The sequence below is a fragment of the Nocardia sp. NPDC056564 genome (genome assembly GCF_042793755.1).
GTDB lineage: Bacteria > Actinomycetota > Actinomycetes > Mycobacteriales > Mycobacteriaceae > Nocardia.
On the sequence record NZ_JBHTUR010000017.1, the window covers coordinates 59,060 to 79,475 of the forward strand.

Sequence of the window (20,416 nt, forward strand, 5' to 3'; positions counted from 1 at the left end):
CTACTCCGCGATCACGATCTTGACCTCGGCGTCCGCCGCGTCCGTCGCCTCGTTCGGGGTGACGAACCAGTGCGTGACCTCACCGTCGGCCAGGTCGGTGGCGACCTCGCCGGTCGGGAGGACCGAGAGGGCGCCCGCGGTGGCGGCGGCCAGGAACTCGAGCACGGCGGCGCGGCCGGAGGCGGCGGTGGTGTACGTGGTCGACTCGTAGTCGATGCCGTACTCCTCGCGGACATGCTCGGCCCGGGCAAGCGCCTCGGTCTGCGTGATCGAGAGGACACCGTCGCCGGTCGGGACGACGAAGGCCGGGTGATCTTCGCCGAGCGGGCGGACCCGGTCGGCGTAGGAGACCGGGTGCGACGGCGCCGCGACCAGGTCGGCCTGCATGTCGGCCGGGACGAGCCAGCGAATCGGGCTGTCCGGCACCGACTTCGACCCGACGCCGAAGGTGGCTCCGGCACCGACCAGGTCGTCGACGGCGAGATCACCGGCGAACAGCAGTGCCGCACCGGCCTTCTGCACCGCCCAGGCCGCGACGACCGCGTCCAGCGAACGCGGCAGCGCCAGCGCGACGATGTCGCCCGGCCCGGCACCCCGATCGATGAGCACCCGCGCCAGCTGCGAGGAGCGTCGATCCAGGACGTGGTAGGCGATTTCGTCACCGTCGGCGAGCAGCGCGGGCGCCTCCGGATCCTCCTCGACCACCTCGGCGAGCACCTTCGCGACCGTGTGCGCGCCGACCCGGCCGGCCGGTTCCGGCGCGGAAGTGCTTGCGGTGATCCCGGATTCGACGAGCAGGCGGGCCCGCTCGCCGGCATCGAGGATATCGATGTCGCCGACCAGTCCGTCCGGATCACCGAGCAGCGCATCCAGCACCCGGATCAACCGCGCGGACATGATCTCCACCTCGTCCGCGGAGAACCGGCTGCCCAGGTACTTGAGCGTCAGCTCGATGGTCGCCTCGGCGGTGACCAGCAGCGTCAGCGGGTAGTGCGTGGCGTCGTTGACGCCGACCCCGGTCACCGACATGCCGTCGATGGAGCTGGCGGCCGAAATGGCCTCCTTGTCCATCGGATACGACTCGAACACCAGCAGCGTGTCGAACAGCGATCCGGTGCCCGCCACCCGCTGGATGTCGGTCAGCCCCACATAGTGGTGCTCGAGCAGATCGGCCTGGTCGTGCTGCAACCGCTCCAGCAGCTTGCCGATGGTCTGGCGGTCATCGATGCGCAACCGCACCGGCAGCGTGTTGATGAACAGGCCGACCATCGACTCCACGCCCGGCAGTTCGGCGGGCCGCCCGGAGACGGTGGCGCCGAACACCACATCGCCACGCCCGGTGAGCCGTCCGAGCAGGATGCCCCAGGCCGCCTGCACCAGCGTGTTCACCGTGACGCCCAATTCGGCGGCGTGCTTGGTGAGTTGGCGCGTGCGGTCGCTGTCGAGCTCGGTGACCAGCTTGCCGATCTCGTACTGCTCGGCCGAACGCGGTTGCGGCGCAAGCTGAGTCGGCTCGTTGACCCCGTCGAGCGCGGTCGCCCAGGCGCGCAGCGAGGCCTCGCGGTCCCGCCCGGCCAGCCAGCTGAGGAAGTTGCGGTACGAGGCCACCCGCGGCAGTGCGGTCTGATCGCCGCGCACCGCGTACAGCACCAGCAGATCCCGCATGAGCAGCGGCATCGACCAGCCGTCCAACAGGATGTGATGGGTGGTGATGGCCAGGTGCCACTGGGTCTCCGCGGTGCGGAACAGGGTGAACCGCAGCAACGGCGGCGTCGCCATGTCGAAGTGCGTCGCCTGGTCGGCCGCGACCTGCCTGCGCAGTTCCGCGGTCCGCTCGTCCGCGGCCAGCGCGGTGAGATCCACCTCGCGCCACGGCGCCTCGATCCGATCGAGCACGACCTGCACGGCCTGCCCGTCGGAGTCGGTGACGAACGCGGTCCGCAGGTTCGGGTAGCGGTCGATGATGCCCTGCGCGGCCGAACGCAACCGCGCGACATCCAGCGTGCCGCCGAGATCGACCACGGCCTGCATGGTGTACACGTCGACGGTCGCCTGGGTCATCATCGCGTGGAACAGCAGACCCGACTGCAACGGCGAGAGCGGCCAGACCTCGGCCAGCGCCGGGTAGCTCCGTTCCCACAGCTCGATGTCGGTCTGCTCGACCCGCACCAGCGACATGTCGGACGGGGTGAAGCCACCCGCGTCCGGCCGCTTCGCGTGCGTGGCCAGCGCGGTGAGCGCGGCGACCCAGTGGTCGGCGAACTCCTGCACCTGTTCCTTGCTCAGCAGCCCGGTCGGGAACGCGAACGCCGCGCCGAGCTCGGGACCGTCCGCGCCGTCGGTGACGATCGCGTTGATGTCGATCGTCGCGTTGGCGGGCATGTCCAGATCCAGATCACCGTCGAGCTGGCCGAGGTCCGACACCGGCACCCAGCCGATCTCGGCGAGCTGCTCGGGGATCTCCCCGGCGGACATGCGACCCAGGTAGTTGAAGCTGATCTGCCCCGCGGCGCCCAGTCGCTGACCGGTCGCCGGGTTCAGGTGCCGCAGCAGGCCGTACCCGAGACCCTTGTCCGGCACCGCGAGCAGCTGCTCCTTGATCGACTTCACGATCTCGCCGAGCGCGGCGCCACCGGCGAACGCGTCGGACAGATCGGCGCCGCCCAGATCGAGCCGGACCGGGTAGGCCGTGGTGAACCAGCCGACCGTGCGCGAAAGATCCGCGCCGGGAACGACTTCCTCTTCCCGGCCGTGCCCCTCGAGCTTCACGAGCGCGGCGGAACCGGTGCCGCGCCAGCGCGCGACCGCCATGGCCAGCGCGGACAGCAGCCCGTCGTTCACCCCGCCGCGGTAGAGGCCGGGGATGGCGGTGAGCACCGCGTCGGTGACCTCGGCGGGCAGCGTGACCTCGACCCGCTCGACCGTGGCGAAGGTATCCACCGCCGGATCGAACGGACGCGACCCGAGCAACGGATCCGGCGTGGTCGAAACCTGCTGCCAGAACGGCAGTTCCGCGACCCGCCTGGGCGAGGTCGCCGCCTCGACCAAACTGTGCGCCCAGCGCCGCATCGAGGTTCCGTTGGCGGGCAACGCAACCTGCTGACCGGCGGCCAGCTGCGACCACGCGACCGCGAAGTCCGGAATCAGGATGCGCCACGACACACCGTCGACCACGAAGTGGTGCGCGACGATCAGCAGCACATCCCGCCGCTCACCCTCGAACGCGAACCAAATGAACTGCGCCATCACAGCATTCGCCGGATCCAGGCGGCCGAGCGCGGCGTCGAATGCCGCACTGCCGACCCGCTTCAGCTCCGCGTCGTCCACGTCGGCGGCCAGCTCGACCCGATGCACCAGGGCATCCACGTCGACCGCGCCGGTCGCCAGCGCCTCGAACGCCCACCGATCGCCGGTGCGGCGCAACCGCGTCCGCAGCACGTCGTGGTGATCGAACACCGCCGCGATGGTTCCGACCAGCGTCGCCCGGTCGATGCCGTCCGGCAGGCGCAACGCCATCGTCTGCGAGAAGCGTTCGTAGGACGAGCCGCTCGCCAGGATCTGCGTCATGATCGGCGTCAGCGGAATCTCGCCGACCCCGCCACCGGGCAGCTCCTCCAGGGTGATCTGTTCCGCGCCCGCTCCGAGCGTGGCGACCTCGGCCAGCGAGGCCACGCTGCGTCGCTCGAACACGTCGCGCGGGGAGAACACCACGCCGCGCGCCTTGGCCCGCGACACCAGCTGGATGGACAGGATGCTGTCGCCGCCGAGCGCGAAGAACGAGTCGTCCAGGCCGATCTGCTCGACCCCGAGCACCTCGGCGAACACCTCGGCGATGACCGCCTCGACTTCGCTGGCCGGCGCCCGGAACTCGCGCGGCGCGAGCACCGGCTCGGGCAGCGCCCGGCGATCGAGCTTGCCGACCGGGGTCAGCGGGATCTCGTCGAGCACCATGATCGCCGACGGCACCATGTGCGGCGGCAGGCTGCGCGCGGCGTGCTCGCTCAGCCGGGCCGGGTCGATCTCGTGGCCGGGCACCGCGAGCACATAGGACACCAGAATCGTGGCGCCCGCCGCGGTCTCCTTGCCGAGCGTGATCGCGAACTCGACGTCCGGATGGGCCGCGAGCACGGTGTCGATCTCGCCGAGCTCGATGCGGAAGCCGCGGATCTTCACCTGGAAGTCCGAGCGTCCGACGTAGTCCAGCTCCCAGCGCACCTCGGGCACCGCGGCATTACCCGCGCGCTCGCCCGGCTCGGCGAACCAGCGCACCACGTCACCGGTGCGGTACATCCGCGCGCCCTCGTTGCTCCACGGGTTGGCGACGAACCGCTCCGAGGTGAGGTCGGGGCGGTTGTGGTAACCCCGCGCCACCGCGCCACCGGCGAGGTAGAGCTCGCCCGCGACGCCCGGCGGCACCGGGTTGAGCCGGTTGTCCAGCACCAGCGCCGACATGCCGCGCACCGGCAGGCCGATGGTGACGTGCCGTCCCGGGGTCAGGCTCGCGTAGGACGAGATGATCGTCGTCTCGGTCGGACCGTAGGCATTGAAGTACTTGCGGCCCGGGTACCACTTGGCCAGCAACTCCGGCGTGGTGACATCGCCACCGACGGAGGCGACCTCGAGCGCCTCCATGCCCGCCGGATCCACCGTGCCGAGCACCGCGGGCGTGATGATCGTGTGCGTCACCCGCTCCGTGCGCAGCAGCTCGGCCAGGTCCGGGCCGCCGATGATGGTCGACGGCACGATCACCAGCGTCGCGCCGGTGTAGGCGGCACACAGCCATTCGAGCACCGACGGGTCGAAGCTCGGCGAGCAGATGTGCAGGAATCGGTGGTGCGCCTCGAGCTGGTACAGGTCGGTCGCGACACCGACCAGGCCGCCCATGCCCGCGTGGGTCACGGTGACGCCCTTGGGCATACCCGTCGAACCCGAGGTGTAGATGACATACACCGGGTGCCGCATGGCCAGCGAGGAGATCCGGTCCGCGTCGGTGACCGAGTCCGGCGACTTGGCCTCGATCAGCGCACCGAGCGCCGGATCGTCCAGGCGCAGCCATTCGACGTCGCGCGGCAGGCGATCCACGTGCTCGGTCGCGGTGATGCCGATGACCGCGCCGGAGTCGTTGATCATGTGCCGCATGCGGTCTTCGGGGTAGGTCGGGTCGACCGGCACGTGCGCGCCGCCCGCCTTCGCCACCGCCCAGAACGCCGCGACCATCTCGTAGGAACGCGGGAACGACAGCGCCACAATGCGTTCCGGACCGACGCCGCGTTCGATCAGCACCCGCGCCAGCCGCGAGGAGTACTCGTCGAGCTCGCGGTAGGTGATCGACCGGCCCTGGTAGCGGACCGCGATCTGCTCCGGGTTCAGCTTGGCGCCGCGCTGCAACAGATCCGGCAGCAGCCCGGTGGCCATCACGTCTTCGCCGTGCACGTGCGTGAGCAGCTCGTACTCGTCCGCGTCGAGCAGCGGCAGGTCACCGATCGGCAGGTCGCGTTCGGTCGCGATGGCGTCGAGCAGGCGGGTGAACCGCTGCGCGAACACCTCGACCGTGGCGTCGTCGAACAGGTCACGGGCGAAGGAGAACTCGGCGTACATGCCCGCGTCGTCGGTGGCGGCGGCCTCCCGGATGGTCAGGGACAGATCGAATTTCGCCGTGTCCACGTCGAAATCGACCGCGCTGACGTGCAATCCGGGCAGCTCGAAGCTCGTCTCCGGCAGGTTCTCGAACGACAGCGCCACCTGGAACAGCGGGTGCCGCGCGGTCGAGCGCTCCGGGTTGAGCAGTTCCACCAGCCGCTCGAACGGCAGGTCGGCATGCGCGAACGCCTGCAGATCCGCGTCCTTGGTGCGGGCCAGCAACTCGCCGAAGGTGAGATCGCCCTCGATGTGCGAACGCAACACCAGCGTGTTCACGAACATGCCGATCACGTCATCGAGTTCGGCCTCGCCACGACCCGCGATCGGCGTGCCGATGGCGATGTCGTCGGTGCCGGACATCCGCGCCAGGAACAACGCGAGCGCGGCGTGCACCACCATGAACATGGTCGCGTTCTGTTCCCGCGCGATCTCGGTGAGCCTGCGGTGCAGCTCGCCGTCGATCGGGAACACCACGCGGCCGCCGGCGAACGACTGGGTGGTCGGCCTGCTCCGGTCGGCGGGCAGGTTCAGCTCGTCCGGCAGCCCGGCCAGCGCGGCCCGCCAGTACTCGGCCTGCTGGGAGATCAGGCTGGCCGGATCGGCCTCGGAACCGAGCACGTCGCGCTGCCAGAGGCTGAAGTCCGCGTACTGCACCGGCAGCGGCGCCCAGCCCGGCGGCACCCCGTTCGAGCGGGCCGCGTAGGCGAGCATCACGTCGCGGGTCAGCGGGCCCATGGACCAGCCGTCCGCGCTGATGTGATGCACAACGAACACCAGCACGTATTCGCCGTCGCTGATCCGGAACAGCTTGGCCCGCAACGGGATCTCCGCGGTCACGTCGAATCCGGCGGCGATCACGTCCACGATCCGCTGCTGAATGTCTTCGACGGCAACGTCTTCCGGCGTCAGGTCCGGCACCGACTGCTCGGCGGTCAGGATCACCTGGCTCGCCGCGCGTCCCTGCTCCGGGTACACCGTGCGCAGCGTCTCGTGCCTGGCGATGACGTCCCCGACCGCCTCTTGCAGCGCGGTGACATCGAGGTCGCCGGTCAGCCGCACGGCCACCGGGATGTTGTTGACGGCCGAGGCGACGTCGAACTGGTTCAGGAACCACATCCGCTGCTGCGCCAGCGACAGCGGAATCTGTTCCGGGCGCGGACCCGCCACCAGGGCGCGACGGCCACCGGCACCGGCGTGCTGTTCGACCTTCACGGCCAGGCCGGACACGGTCGACGCCTCGAACAGGGCACGCACCGGCACCCGCGAATCGAGCGCGGCGCCGATCCGCGCGGCGACCTGGGTGGCCAGCAGCGAGTTACCACCGAGACCGAAGAAATCATCGTCGGCGCCGACCTGATCGACACCGAGCACCTCGGCGAACACCGACGCCACGATCTCCTCGATCGGCGTCGACGGCGCACGGAACACCTGAGCCTCGAACTCCGGCTCCGGCAACGCCTTCCGATCCAGCTTGCCGTTCACGTTCAACGGCAACGCATCCAGCACCACGAACGCCGCGGGCACCATGTACGACGGCAGACCGTCGATGAGCGCCGACTTCACCTGTGCGACATCGACCGCACCGTTCGACGGCACCAGGTACGCGACCAGCCGGTCACCGGTCTTCGGATCGGACTTGGCGACCACCGCGGTCTGCGCGATCCCCGGCAGCGCCAGCAGCGCGGCCTCGATCTCCCCCAGCTCGATGCGGAAGCCGCGGATCTTCACCTGGAAGTCGGTACGGCCCCGATACTCCAGCTCACCGGCGGCATTCCAGGCCACCAGGTCACCGGTGCGGTACATCCGCACACCGGTCTGGAACGGGTTGGCCACGAACCGATCCGCGGTCAAATCCGCCCGACCGAAGTAACCACGCGCCAGCTGGGCACCGGCCAGATACAGCTCACCGGAGACACCGACCGGCACCGGCCGCAGTCGTGCATCCAGCACGAAGACCTGGCTGTTCCACTCCGGCAGGCCGATCGGCACCGAGGTCTCGTCCGCCCTGGTCACCCGATGACTGGTGATCGAGACGGCGGCCTCGGTCGGACCGTAGAGGTTGAACAGCTCGGTCCGCGAGTGCTCCCGCACGAACCGCTGCGCCAGCGCACCCGGCAGCGCCTCACCGATCGCCAGCACCCGCCACAGCGAGTTCGGGAAATCACCGGCGGTGAGCGCGTCGAGCATCGACGGCACCACATGCAACGTGGTCACCCACTCACGCGCCATCAACTCATTCAGATACGCCGGATCCTGATGACCATCCGGGGCCGCGATCACCAAACGGCCACCACACACCGCCGCAGACCAGAACTCCCACACCGAAAGGTCGAACGTGGCAGCGGTCTTCAGCAAAATCGCATCAGCGGCATCGAGACCGAACTCGGTCACCTTCCACTGCAACTGATTCGCGATCGCCGCATGCGACACCGCAACACCCTTGGGCCGACCCGTCGAACCCGACGTGAAAATCACATAGGCCGTATTCTCCGGACGCAACGGCGAGACACGATCGGCATCGGTGATGACGGCCTTGTCCACCTCGGCCAGATCCAGCTCATCGATCCGCACTACGGGCGCGACATCGGTGGCGAACCCGGCATCGGCATTGCTCAGCACACACACCGGCGCCGCAGTCTCGAGGATGTAGCTCGTCCGCTCGGCGGCCTGCGCCGGATCCACCGGCACATACGCGCCACCGGACTTCGCCACCGCGTACATCGCCACGACCAGATCGACCGAGCGGCGGAAAGCCAGCGCCACCCGCGACTCCGGCCCGACCCCGATCGAGATCAGATGCCGCGCAAGACGATTCACCCTGGCATCGAGATCGCCGTAGGTGATCGACGCGCCGTCCTCGGTGACCAGCGCGACTTCCTTCGGCCCGGCCGCCACCGAGGCGTCGAGCAGCGAGACGAGCGTCGCGGACGAATCCACCGCGTTGTCGGTCGCGTTGCGGCCGGTCACCAGCTGCGCCCGCTCCGCGGCCGCGAGCAGTTCGATATCGCCGACCGCGGTGCGCGGCGCGGCGATGATCTCCCCGATCAGGCGCGCGAACCGATCGACGAAGCCCTGCACCGTGTCCCGCTCGAACATGTCGGTGGCGTAGGTGAAGAACCCGGTGATGCCCTCGGGCTCGCCGGCGTCGCTGTAGCGGTCGGTCGCGATCAGGTGCAGATCGAACTGCGACAGCGCCGTGTCGATATCCAGTCCGGCCACGGTGAGGCCCGGCAGTTCCAGCCCGGCCTTGGCCAGGTTCTGGAACGAGAGACCCACCTGGAACAGCGGATGCCGCGCGGTGGAGCGCACCGGGTTGAGCACCTCGACGAGACGCTCGAACGGCACGTCCGCGTTGGCGAACGCCTGGATGTCGGTCTCGCGTTGCCGCGCAAGCAGTTCGGTGAACGGCTCGCCCGCATCGATCCGGCTGCGGAACACCAGCGTGTTGACGAACATGCCGATCAGGTCGTCCAGCACGGCCTCGCCGCGACCCGCCATCGGCGTGCCGATGGCGATGTCGTCGGTGCCGGAGAGCCGGGCCAGCAGCACCGCGAGCGCGGTGTGCACGACCATGAACAGCGTCGCGCCCTCGGCGCGAGCCAGCTCGATCAGCGCCTGATGGGTCTGCGCGTCGATGCGCAGCTCGACCTTGCCGCCGGCGAAGGACTGCACCGCGGGACGCGGCCGATCCGACGGCAGATCCAGCTGATCCGGCAGCTCCGCCAGCGCGTCGCGCCAGTAGGCGACCTGCTTGGCCGCCAGCGACTCCGGATCGTCCTCGCTGCCGAGCAGCTCACGCTGCCAGATGCTGTAGTCCGCGTACTGCACCTCGAGCGGCGCCCAGTTCGGCGCCTCGCCGGCCGAGCGCGCGGCGTAGGCGATCATCAGATCGCGGGTCAGCGGGCCGACCGACGAGCCGTCACCGGAGATGTGGTGCACCACCATGGCGAGCACGTATTCCACGTCCGGGGTGGTAGGCGCCCCCGCCTCCGATTCCGTTGCCTCCCCGGCGATCTGGAACAGCGCGACCTTCATCGGCACCTCGGTGGTGACGTCGAACATCGTCGACGTCAGTGCCACCACGGCGGATTCGATCTGCGCGGGCGCGACCACGCGCACCTCCAGCCGCGGCACGGCCTGGGCCGGCGGCAGGATCACCTGCACCGGGCCGCCGTCCGTCTGCGGGTAGATGGTGCGCAGGATCTCGTGCCTGCTGACCAGATCCGCGATCGCGGCACGCAGCGCGGCCACGTCCAGGGCGCCGGTGAGCCGCACCGCGATCGGCACGTTGTAGGCCGCCGACTGGGTGTCGAACCGGTTGAGGAACCACATGCGCTGCTGCGCGAGCGAGAGCGGAATGTGGTCCGGCCGTGGACCCGCCGTGAGCGCCCTGCGGCCACCCGCGTCGGCGTGCTGCTCGACCCGGACCGCCAGCGCGGCGACGGTCGAGGCCTCGAACATCAACCGGACCGGCACCCGCGTGTTCAGCGCCTCGCCGAGACGGGCCGCGACCTGCGTGGCCAGCAGCGAGTTACCGCCCCAGGCGAAGAAGTCGTCGTCGAGGCCGAGCCGCTTCGACTCCGCCCCTTCCCGATCGGCGATGCGCAGCACGTCGGCGAAGGTGTTCGCGACGATCTGCTCGATCGGCGTGACCGGCGCGCGGAACACCGCCTTCTCGAAGGTGGGCTGCGGCAACGCCTTCCGGTCCAGCTTGCCGTTGGCGTTGAGCGGCAACGCGTCCAGCTGCACCATTACCGACGGCACCATGTAGGACGGCAGCTCGGCGGCGAGCGCGGCCTGCAATCCGCGCTTGTCGAGCTGACCCGACCGCGGCACCACATAGGCCACCAGGCGGTCGCCGATGCTCGGATCGGTGTGCGCGAGCACGGCGGCCGCGGTGATCGCCGGCTGCCGCAGCAGCGCGGCCTCGATCTCGCCGAGCTCGATCCGGAAGCCGCGGATCTTCACCTGGAAGTCGGTGCGGCCACGGTAATCCAGCTCCCCGGACGCGTCCCACGCCACCAGGTCGCCGGTGCGGTACATGCGCTCGCCCGCCGCGCCGAACGGATCGGCGACGAACCGGTCGGCGGTTAGCTCGGGCTTACCGAAGTATCCGCGCGCCAATTGCGCACCGGCCAGGTACAACTCGCCGGAGACCCCGACCGGGACCGGCCGCAGCCTGGCGTCGAGCACGTAGACGCGGCTGTTCCACTCCGGCGCGCCGATCGACACCGACAGCTCGTCGGCGTCGGTGACCAGGTGACTGGTGATGGACACCGCCGCCTCGGTCGGGCCGTACAGGTTGAACAGCTCGGCGTCGTTGTCGCGGCGGAAGCGCTGCGCGGTCGCGGCAGGCAGCGCCTCACCGATGGCGAGCACCCGGCGCAGCGAAGGCGTCAGGTGGCCCGCGGATTCGGTGAGCAGCGAGTCCAGCATCGACGGCACCACGTGCAGCGTGGTGACGCCGGTCGAGCGCATCAGCTCGTTCAGGTAGGCCGGATCGCGATGGCCGTCGGCCGCCGAGATCACCAGGCGCCCACCGGACGCGGCGGCGGTCCAGAACTCCCACACCGAGAGGTCGAACGTGGCCGCGGTCTTCAGCAGGATCGCGTCGTCCGCGCCGAGGCCGAAGGTCGCGATCTCCCACTGCAATTGGTTGGCGATGGCGGCGTGCGGCACCGCGACGCCCTTGGGCTGGCCGGTCGAGCCGGAGGTGAAGATCACGTACGCGGTGTTCGCCGGAGTCAGCGTGCCGCGGCGTTCGGTCGCGGTCACCGGGCTCGGCGCGAGCACGGTCAGGTCGAGCGCGTCGATCTGCACGGTTTCGGTTGCCGCGGTGCGGAATCCGTCCCGGCCGGTGGTCAGCACGCAGACCGGTGCCGCGGTCGCCAGGATGTAGTCGGTCCGTTCGGCCGGCTGATCCGGATCGATGGGCACATACGCCGCACCGGATTTCGCCACCGCGTACATGGCGACCACGAGATCGGCGGACCGGCGGATGGCCAGCGCCACCCGGTCCTCCGGGCCGACGCCACGCTGGATCAGGTAGCGGGCCAGGCGATTCACCCTGGCGTCCAGCTCGGCGTAGGTCAACTCCTGCTGACCGGTCGGCTCGTCGGCGACGAGCGCGACCGCGTCCGGCGTCGCGGCCACCGCGGCGTCGAGCAGCGACACCAGCGTCGCGGACGGATCGACCTCGTGCGCGGTGTCGTTCCAGGTGCTGAGGATGCGGGTGTGCTCGTCGGTGGCCAGCAGGTCGATCTCGCCCACCGGCATGGTGGCGTCGGCGACCACGGCGTCGAGCACGCGCACGAAGCGGTCCGCGAAGCCCTGAACCGTGTCCTCGTCGAACAGGTCGATGGCGTAACCGAATTCGGTGATGATCTCGGCCGGCGTGCCGTCCTCGGCGTAGCGGTCGTACAGCGTGACGTGCAGGTCGGTCTTGGCCAGCTGCGAGTCGAAGTTGACCGCGCTCACCGACAGGCCCGGCAGTTCGAAGGTGGTCTCGGCCAGGTTCTGGAACGAAAGGCCCACCTGGAACAGCGGATTGCGGGCGGTGGAGCGGACCGGGTTGAGCACCTCGACGAGGCGCTCGAACGGCACGTCGGCGTTGGCGAACGCCTCCAGGTCGCGTTCCTTGACGTCGGCGAGCAGGTCGGCGAACCGATCGCCCGGCGCCACCCTGGTCCGGAAGACCAGGGTGTTGACGAACATGCCGATCAGGTCGTCGAGTTCACGCTCGCCGCGACCCGCGATCGGGGTGCCGACCGCGATGTCGTCGGTGCCGGACAGCCGCGAGAGCAGCACGGCCAGTGCCGCGTGCACCACCATGAACAGCGACGCGTTGTTGGCGCGGGCCAGTTCGTGCAGGCGGGCGTGCCGTTCCGGGGAGATCTCGAAGCGAATCGCCTTGCCGTGGAACGACTGCGCCGGCGGGCGCGGCCGGTCGGCGGGCAGTTCCAGCTGATCCGGCAGCCCGGCCAGCGCGCTCTGCCAGTAGGCGACCTGCTGGGCGGCCAGGGATTGCGGGTCGTCCTCGGAACCGAGCACCGCGCGCTGCCACAGCGCGTAGTCGGCGTACTGCACCGGCAGCGGAAGCCACTGCGGCACATCGCCTTGCACACGGGCCACATAGGCGGCCATCACGTCGCGGGCCAGCGGGCCCATCGAGGAGCCGTCGGCCGCCACGTGGTGCACGGTGAAGGCGAGCACGTGCTCGTCCGGCGCGATCCGGAACAGCGCCACGGCCAGGGGCACCTCGACGGTGACGTCGAAGGTGGTCAGCGCGAACGCGATGACCGCGTTGAGCAGATCGGCCTCGGTGACGTCGACCGGGGTGAGCGCGGCCGCGGACTGAGCCGCGGGACGGATCACCTGGTGCGGCCCCTCGGCGGAGCGCGGGTAGGTGGTGCGCAGCACCTCGTGCCGGGCGAACACGTCGCCGATGGCCTGCTCCAGCGCCGCGACGTCCAGCGCGCCGGACAACCGCACGGCCAGCGGGATGTTGTCGACCGCCGACGTGGTCGTGTCGAACTGGTTGAGGAACCAGTAGCGCTGCTGGGCCGGCGACAGCGGGATCCGCGCGGGGCGCTCCCCCGTCTCCAGCTTCGGCCGCTGCCTGCCGGACCCGGCGTTGTGCTCGACCCTGGTGGCCAGCGCGGCCACCGTCGACGCCTCGAACAGGTCGCGGACCGCCAGGCGGGTGTCCAGCGCGGCGCCGAGCCGCGCGGTCACCTGGGTGGCCAGCAGCGAGTTGCCGCCGAGTTCGAAGAAGTCGTCGTCCAGGCCGACCCGGGCGACGCCGAGCACGTCGCCGAAGGTGCCCGCGACGATCTCCTCGATCGGGGTGGACGGCGCGCGGAACACCTTGGCCTCGAACACCGGCGCGGGCAGCGCCTTGCGGTCGAGCTTGCCGGAGGCGTTGAGCGGGAACGCGTCGAGCACCACGAAGGCCGACGGCACCATGTACGCGGGCAGCTCGCCGCCCAGTTCGGCGCGCACGCCGTCGAGGTCGATCGCCTGACCCGCGGCGGGCACGACGTAGCCGACGAGCTGGTCGCCGAGGCGGTCGTCCGAGCGGACCACCACCACGGCCTGCGCGATGGAATCCAGTGCGGTGAGCGCGGATTCGATCTCGCCGAGCTCGATCCGCAGACCGCGCAGCTTCACCTGGAAGTCGGTGCGGCCCAGGTACTCCAGCTCACCGGCCGCGGTCCAGGTGACGAGGTCACCGGTGCGGTACATGCGCTCGCCGTCGGCGCCGAACGGGTTGGCCACGAACCGATCCGCGGTCAGCTCCGGACGCGCGACATAGCCGCGCGCCAGCTGCGCGCCGGCGAGATACAGCTCACCCGCGACACCCACCGGCACCGGGTGCAGGCGCGAATCCAGCACGTACACCTGGGTGTTGAACACGGGGGCGCCGATCGGCACGGACACCGCGTCGGCCTCGTCCACCTCGTGGAAGGTGACGTCGACGGCGGCCTCGGTCGGGCCGTACAGGTTGTGCAACCGCGCGCCGGTCAGTTCCTGCATCCGCTGCGCGGTGGCCGCGGGCAGCGCCTCACCGGAGGCGAACACGTTGACCAGGCTGGTGCATTCGTCCGCGCGCTGCTCGGCGACGAACACCGAGAGCATGGACGGCACGAAGTGCGCGGTGGTGACCGCTTGCTCGGTGATCACCTGAACCAGGTAGCCGGGATCGCGGTGACCGTCCGGCTTCGCGACGACCAGGCGGGCGCCGATCTGCAAGGGCCAGAAGAACTCCCACACCGACACGTCGAACGTGGCGGGCGTCTTCTGCAACACCACATCGTTGCGTTGCAGGTCGTACTCGGCCTGCATCCACACCAGGCGGTTGACGATCGAGCCGTGGCTGACCGCGACGCCCTTCGGCCTGCCGGTGGAACCGGAGGTGAAGATGACGTACGCGGTGTTCGACGGGCGCAGCGGCGCACGACGATCCGCGTCGGTCACCGGCGCGTCCGAGTAGTCCGCCAGCGCGCGGCGATCGATCTCGACGGCGGGCGTGCTCCCCGCGTCGAACTCGTCGCGCGCGGTGGTCAGCACGCAGACCGGTCGCGCGGTATCGAGCACGTAGTGGGTGCGCTCGGCCGGGTGATCGGGATCCAGCGGCACGTAGGCGCCGCCGGCGACGCCGACCGCGTACATGCCGACGACCAGGTCGATCGACCGGCGCATACCGAGCGCCACCATCGAGTCCGGTCCGACACCCAGCGAGATCAGGTGCCGCGCAAGGCGATTCACCCGCGCCGAGAACTCGGCGTAGGACAGACTCGTCCCCTCGAAGGTCACCGCGGTCGCGTCCGGGGTCCGCGCGACCTGCGCCTCGAACATCGACACCAGCGTCGCCGACTCGTCCACCGCGTGCGCGGTGTCGTTCCAGCGCGCGACCACCTGCGCGTGCTCGGCCGAGTCAAGCAGCTCGACATCGCCGATCGCCACGGACGGATCCGCGACCACGGCGGTCAACAGCCGGACCAGCCGTTCCGCGACCCGAGCGATCGTGCCTGCGTCGAACATGTCCGTCGCGTAGGCGAATTCGGCGGTCATGCCGTCGGCGGAGCCCTCGGCGTCGAACCGGTCGGACAGGCTCAGGTGCAGATCGAACTTGGCCGTCACCACGTCCAGCGGCACGCCGGCCACCTCGAGACCGGGCAGCTCGAACGCGGCCTCCCCGGTGTTCTGGAACGACAGCATCACCTGGAACAGCGGGTGCCGAGCCTGCGAGCGGGCCGGGTTCAGGATCTCGACCAGCCGCTCGAACGGCAGGTCCGCGTGCCCGAAGGCGGCCAGGTCGCGGTCCTTGGTGCGGGCGACCAGATCCGCGAACGGCGCCGCGGGATCGACCTCGGTGCGCAGCACGAGCGTGTTGACGAACATGCCGATGGCGTCGTCGAGCACGGCCTCGCCGCGCCCGGCGACCGCGGTGCCGATGGCGATGTCGTCGCTACCGGACAGCCGGGCCAGCAGCGCGGCGAACGCGGCGTGCACCACCATGAACAGGCTCGCGCCGTGCTCCCTGGCCAGCGCGTTCAGGTCGCGCAGCAGCTGGGCGTCGAGCGCGAACTCGTACACCCCACCGCGATTGGACGCGACGGCGGGTCGTGAGCGATCCGACGGCAGGTCGAGCTGATCGGGCAGCCCGGCCAGGCCCGCGGACCAGTAGGCGACCTGCTGCGCGATCAGCGAAGCCGGATCGTCCTCGGAGCCAAGGGTTTCCCGCTGCCACAGCGCGTAGTCGGCGTACTGCACCGGCAGCGGCGACCAGGCCGGGGCCTCGCCGCGCGAGCGGGCCGCGTAGGCGATCATCACGTCGCGGGCCAGCGGCCGGACCGACCAGCCGTCGCCGGAGATGTGGTGCACCACGAAGACCAGCACGTGCGTGTCGGGCTGCGAGCCGTCCATCGACCCGGCCACCCGGAACAGCTGGGCGCGCACCGGCACCTCGGCGGTGACGTCGAAGCCGGTCAGCACCAATTCGCTGACCCGGTCCTGGATTTCGGTCTCGGACACCTCGATCGGGGTCAGATCGATGGTTTCCTGCCCGGCGGGCAGCACGACCTGAACGCCTTGACCGTCGGCGGTTTCCGGGTAGACGGTGCGCAGCACCTCGTGCCGGTCCACCACGTCGGCCACCGCTCGGCGCAGCGCGTCCGTGTCGAGCGAGCCGGTGAGCCGCACCGCGAGCGGGATGTTGTTGACCGCCGAGTCGGTGTCGAACCGGTTGAGGAACCACATCCGCTGCTGCGCGAGCGACAGCGGAATCCGGGCCGGACGCGGTCCCGCGACGAGCTCGCGGCGGCGCCCGGTGCCCTGGTGCGCCTCCATCCGAGCGGCCAGCGCCGCCACGGTCGGCGCCTCGAACAGCATCCGCACCGGCACCCGGGTGTCCAGCGCAGCGCCGAGGCGGGCGACCACCTGGGTGGCGATGAGCGAGTTGCCGCCAAGCTCGAAGAAGTCGTCGTCGACGCCGACGGCGCGTTCACCGTCGGTGCCGGTCAGGCCGAGCACCTCGGCGAAGGTGTTCGCCACGATCTCTTCGATCGGGGTCGAGGGCGCGCGGAATTCCCTTGCCTCGAAGGCGGGTTCGGGCAGCGCGCGCCGGTCCAGCTTGCCGTTCGGGTTGAGCGGCATGGCGTCGAGCACCACCAGCGCGGCCGGGACCATGTAGGACGGCAGGCGGCCGGCCAGGTGGGCGCGGAGTTCGTCCACATCCACCGTCGCCCCGCCGGCCGGCACCACATAGCCGACCAGCTGATCGCCGGTGTGCGCGTCCGAGCGCACCATGGCGACCGACTGGGCCACCGAATCGTGTGCGGTGAGCGCGGTTTCGATCTCGCCGAGCTCGATCCGCAGGCCGCGCAGCTTCACCTGGAAGTCGGTGCGGCCGATGTAGACGATGGCGCCGGTGTCGTCCCGGGTGACCAGGTCACCGGTGCGGTACATCCGGGCGCCGTCGGCACCGAACGGGTTGGCCACGAAGCGATCCGCGGTCAGGTCGGCGCGGCCGAAGTAGCCGCGCGCCAGCTGTGCGCCGGCCAGGTACAGCTCACCGGCGACACCGGACGGCACCGGCTTCAGCCGGGCATCCAGCACGTAGGCCTGGGCGTTCCACACCGGCAGACCGATGGGCACCGCTCCGGTCACATCCTCGGCCACCGGGCCGTGCGTGGCGTGCACGGTGAATTCCGTCGGTCCGTACAGGTTGAATAGCTCCGCCGAGCTGACCCGGCGGATCGCCTCGACCGCCTCGGCGGTGAACGCCTCACCGGCCACGAACAGGGTCCGCAGCGAGGCGAGCGCGGCACGGCCACCGGTGGCGTCGACATTGCCGGCGAACACGGTGAGCATCGACGGCACGAACGAGGTCATGGTGACGCGTTCGGCGGCGATCACATCCGCGAGGTACTGCGGATCGCGATGCCCGTCCGCGCTGGCCACCACGATGCGGCCGCCGGTGGTCATCGGGCCGAACAGCTCCCACACCGACACGTCGAACGTGGCCGGCGTCTTGAACAGCACGATGTCCTCGGCGCCGATGCCGTACTCGCCGGTGATCCAGCGGATCTGGTTGACCACGGCGGCGTGCGGCACCGCGACGCCCTTCGGGCGACCGGTCGAGCCGGACGTGAAGATCACATACGCCGGATGCTGCGGCAGCAGCGGCGCGATCCGATCGGCGTCGGTGACCGGCTCGTCCGAGTAGCCGGACAGGTCCAGCTCATCGATCGACAGCACGGTCCGGCCGCCGGCCTCGAACGCGTCGCGGGACGTGGTCAGCACGCACACCGGATCCGCGGAATCCAGCACGTAGTTCACCCGGTCGGCGGGCTGGTCGAGGTCGAGCGGCACGTAACCGCCACCGGCCTCGTGCACGGCGTACGCGGCGACCACCAGGTCGACCGAGCGCCGCAGGCCGAGGGCGACCAGCGACTCGGGGCCGACACCGGCCTCGATCAGCTTGTGCGCCAACCGATGCACGCGCGCACCGAACTCGGCGTAGCTCAACGAGTTGCCGGTGGCCGGGTCGACGACGGCGACCGCGTCCGGCGTGGCCTGAGCCTGAGCGGCGAACTCGGCGACCAGCGTGCTCGGCGCACCGAGGTCCCGCGCGGTGTCGTTCCAGCCGCGCAGCGCCTGCTCGGTCTCCCGCTCGTCCAGCAGCGTGATATCGCCGATCGGCCGATCCGGTTCCGCCGCAAGCGCTCCCAGCAGACGGGTGAACCGCTGCCCGAGCTCCGCCATCGTCTCCGGATCGAAAAGATCCGTGGCGTAGATGAATTCGGCGCTGATCCCGGCCGGGGCCGCGTGCGCGCCGTTCGCCGCCTGGGTCGCGTTCTTCTCCGACAACGTCAGTTGCAGATCGAACTTCGCCGTGTCGATCGGCAATTCGACGCCGCTGACCGTCAGCCCGGGCAGTTCGAGGCTGTTCTGGCCGAGGTTCTGGAACGAGAGCAGCACCTGGAACAGCGGGTGCCGCGCCTGCGAGCGGGCCGGGTTCAGGATCTCGACCAGCCGCTCGAACGGCAGGTCCGCGTGCCCGAACGCCGCGATGTCGGTGGCGCGCACCGTGCGCAGCAGATCGGTGAACGTGGCTCCGCTGTCGATCGGGGTCCGCAGCACCAGGGTGTTGACGAACATGCCGATCAGGTCGTCGAGCGCGCGCTCGCCACGACCGGCCACCGGGGTACCGATGGCGATGTCGTCCTCGCCGGAGAGGCGGGCGAGCAGCACGGCCAGCGCGGTATGCGTGACCATGAACAGCGTCGCGCCCCGGGTGCGGGCCAATTCGGTGAGCCTGGCATGGGTTTCGGCGTCGATCTCGAAGCTGTGCGTCGCGCCGCGACCGGAGGCGACCGCGGGTCGCGGCCGGTCGGTCGGCAGGTCGAGCTGATCGGGCAGCCCGGCCAGCGAGTTCGACCAGTACGCGATCTGCTGGGCGATCACCGATTCCGGATCGTCCTCGTCGCCGAGGACCGCGCGCTGCCACAGCGCGAAGTCGGCGTACTGCACTTCCAGTGGCCGCCAAGCGGGTTCGCCGCCTTCGACGCGGGCGCCGTAGGCGGTCATCACGTCCCGGGTCAGCGGGCCCATGGAGAAACCGTCGGCCGAGATGTGGTGCACCACCAGGGCGAGGATGTGCTCGGTCGGGCTGACCTCGAACAGCCTGGCCCGGAACGGCACCTCGGCGGTGACGTCGAACGCGGTCAGCACCAGCTCGGAAAGCCGTTGCGGCAGTTCGGCCTCGGTCACGTCGAACGGCGCGAGGTCCGGGATCACCTTGGCGGTGGGCACGGTCACCTGATGCGCGGCGCCGTCCACCTCCGGATAGAAGGTGCGCAGCGACTCGTGCCTGGCCAGCACGTCGGCGACCGCGATCTGCAACGCCTGCCGGTCCAGCAGGCCGGACAGCCGCACCGCGGCCGGGATGTTGTCCACCGCCGAGTCCGGATCGAACCGGTTGAGGAACCACATCCGCTGCTGCGCCAGCGACAGCGGCACCAGGTCGGGCCGCTGCTGCGGCGCGAGCGCCGCCCTGGCGCCCGCGCCGGTGTGCGTCTCCGCCCTGGCCGCGAGCGCGACCACCGTGGACGCCTCGAACAGTTCCCGGACCCCGAGATCGGCGTCCAGCGCGGCGGACAGCCGCGCGGCCACCTGGGTGGCGGTCAGCGAGTTACCGCCGAGCGCGAAGAAGTCGTCGTCCAGCCCGACCCGTTCCAGGCCGAGCACCTCGGCGAAGGTCGCCGCGACGATCTCCTCGACCGGCGTGGTCGGCGCGCGGAACACCGCGGCCTCGAACACCGGCGCGGGCAGCGCCTTGCGATCGAGCTTGCCGGAGGCGTTGAGCGGGAACTCGTCGAGTACCAGCACCATCGACGGCACCATGTACGCGGGCAGCCGCTCGGCGAGGTCCTCGCGCAGCAGCTCGGTGTCCACCCGGACGTTCGGCGCGGGAACGACATACGCGACGAGCTGATCGCCGGTGTGCTGGTCGCCGCGGACCACCACGACCGCCTGGGCGACCTCGTCCAGCGCCGTCAGCGCCGTCTCGATCTCGCCGAGTTCGATCCGCAGGCCACGCAGCTTCACCTGGAAGTCGGTGCGGCCCAAGTACTCCAGTTCGCCGTCCGCGGTCCAGGAGACCAAGTCGCCGGTGCGATACATCCGCTCGCCGGCCGCGCCGTACGGGTTGGCCACGAACCGGTCGCTGGTCAGATCCGCACGCGCGACGTAGCCGCGGGCCAGCTGTGTG

Annotated in this window: 1 protein-coding gene (only partly in view); it reads right to left on the minus strand. The window is 70.3% G+C overall.

The genetic code is table 11. From position 1 onward, the window contains the following. Nucleotides 1-20,416: the 3' portion of a non-ribosomal peptide synthase/polyketide synthase gene (locus tag ACFQ9K_RS33175; RefSeq protein WP_378713616.1), read on the minus strand. Its footprint extends 23,255 nt past the window's final position; only the last 20,416 of its 43,671 coding nucleotides appear in the window; its start codon lies off the right edge, out of view — the gene reads right to left on this strand; it ends in the stop codon at nucleotides 1-3.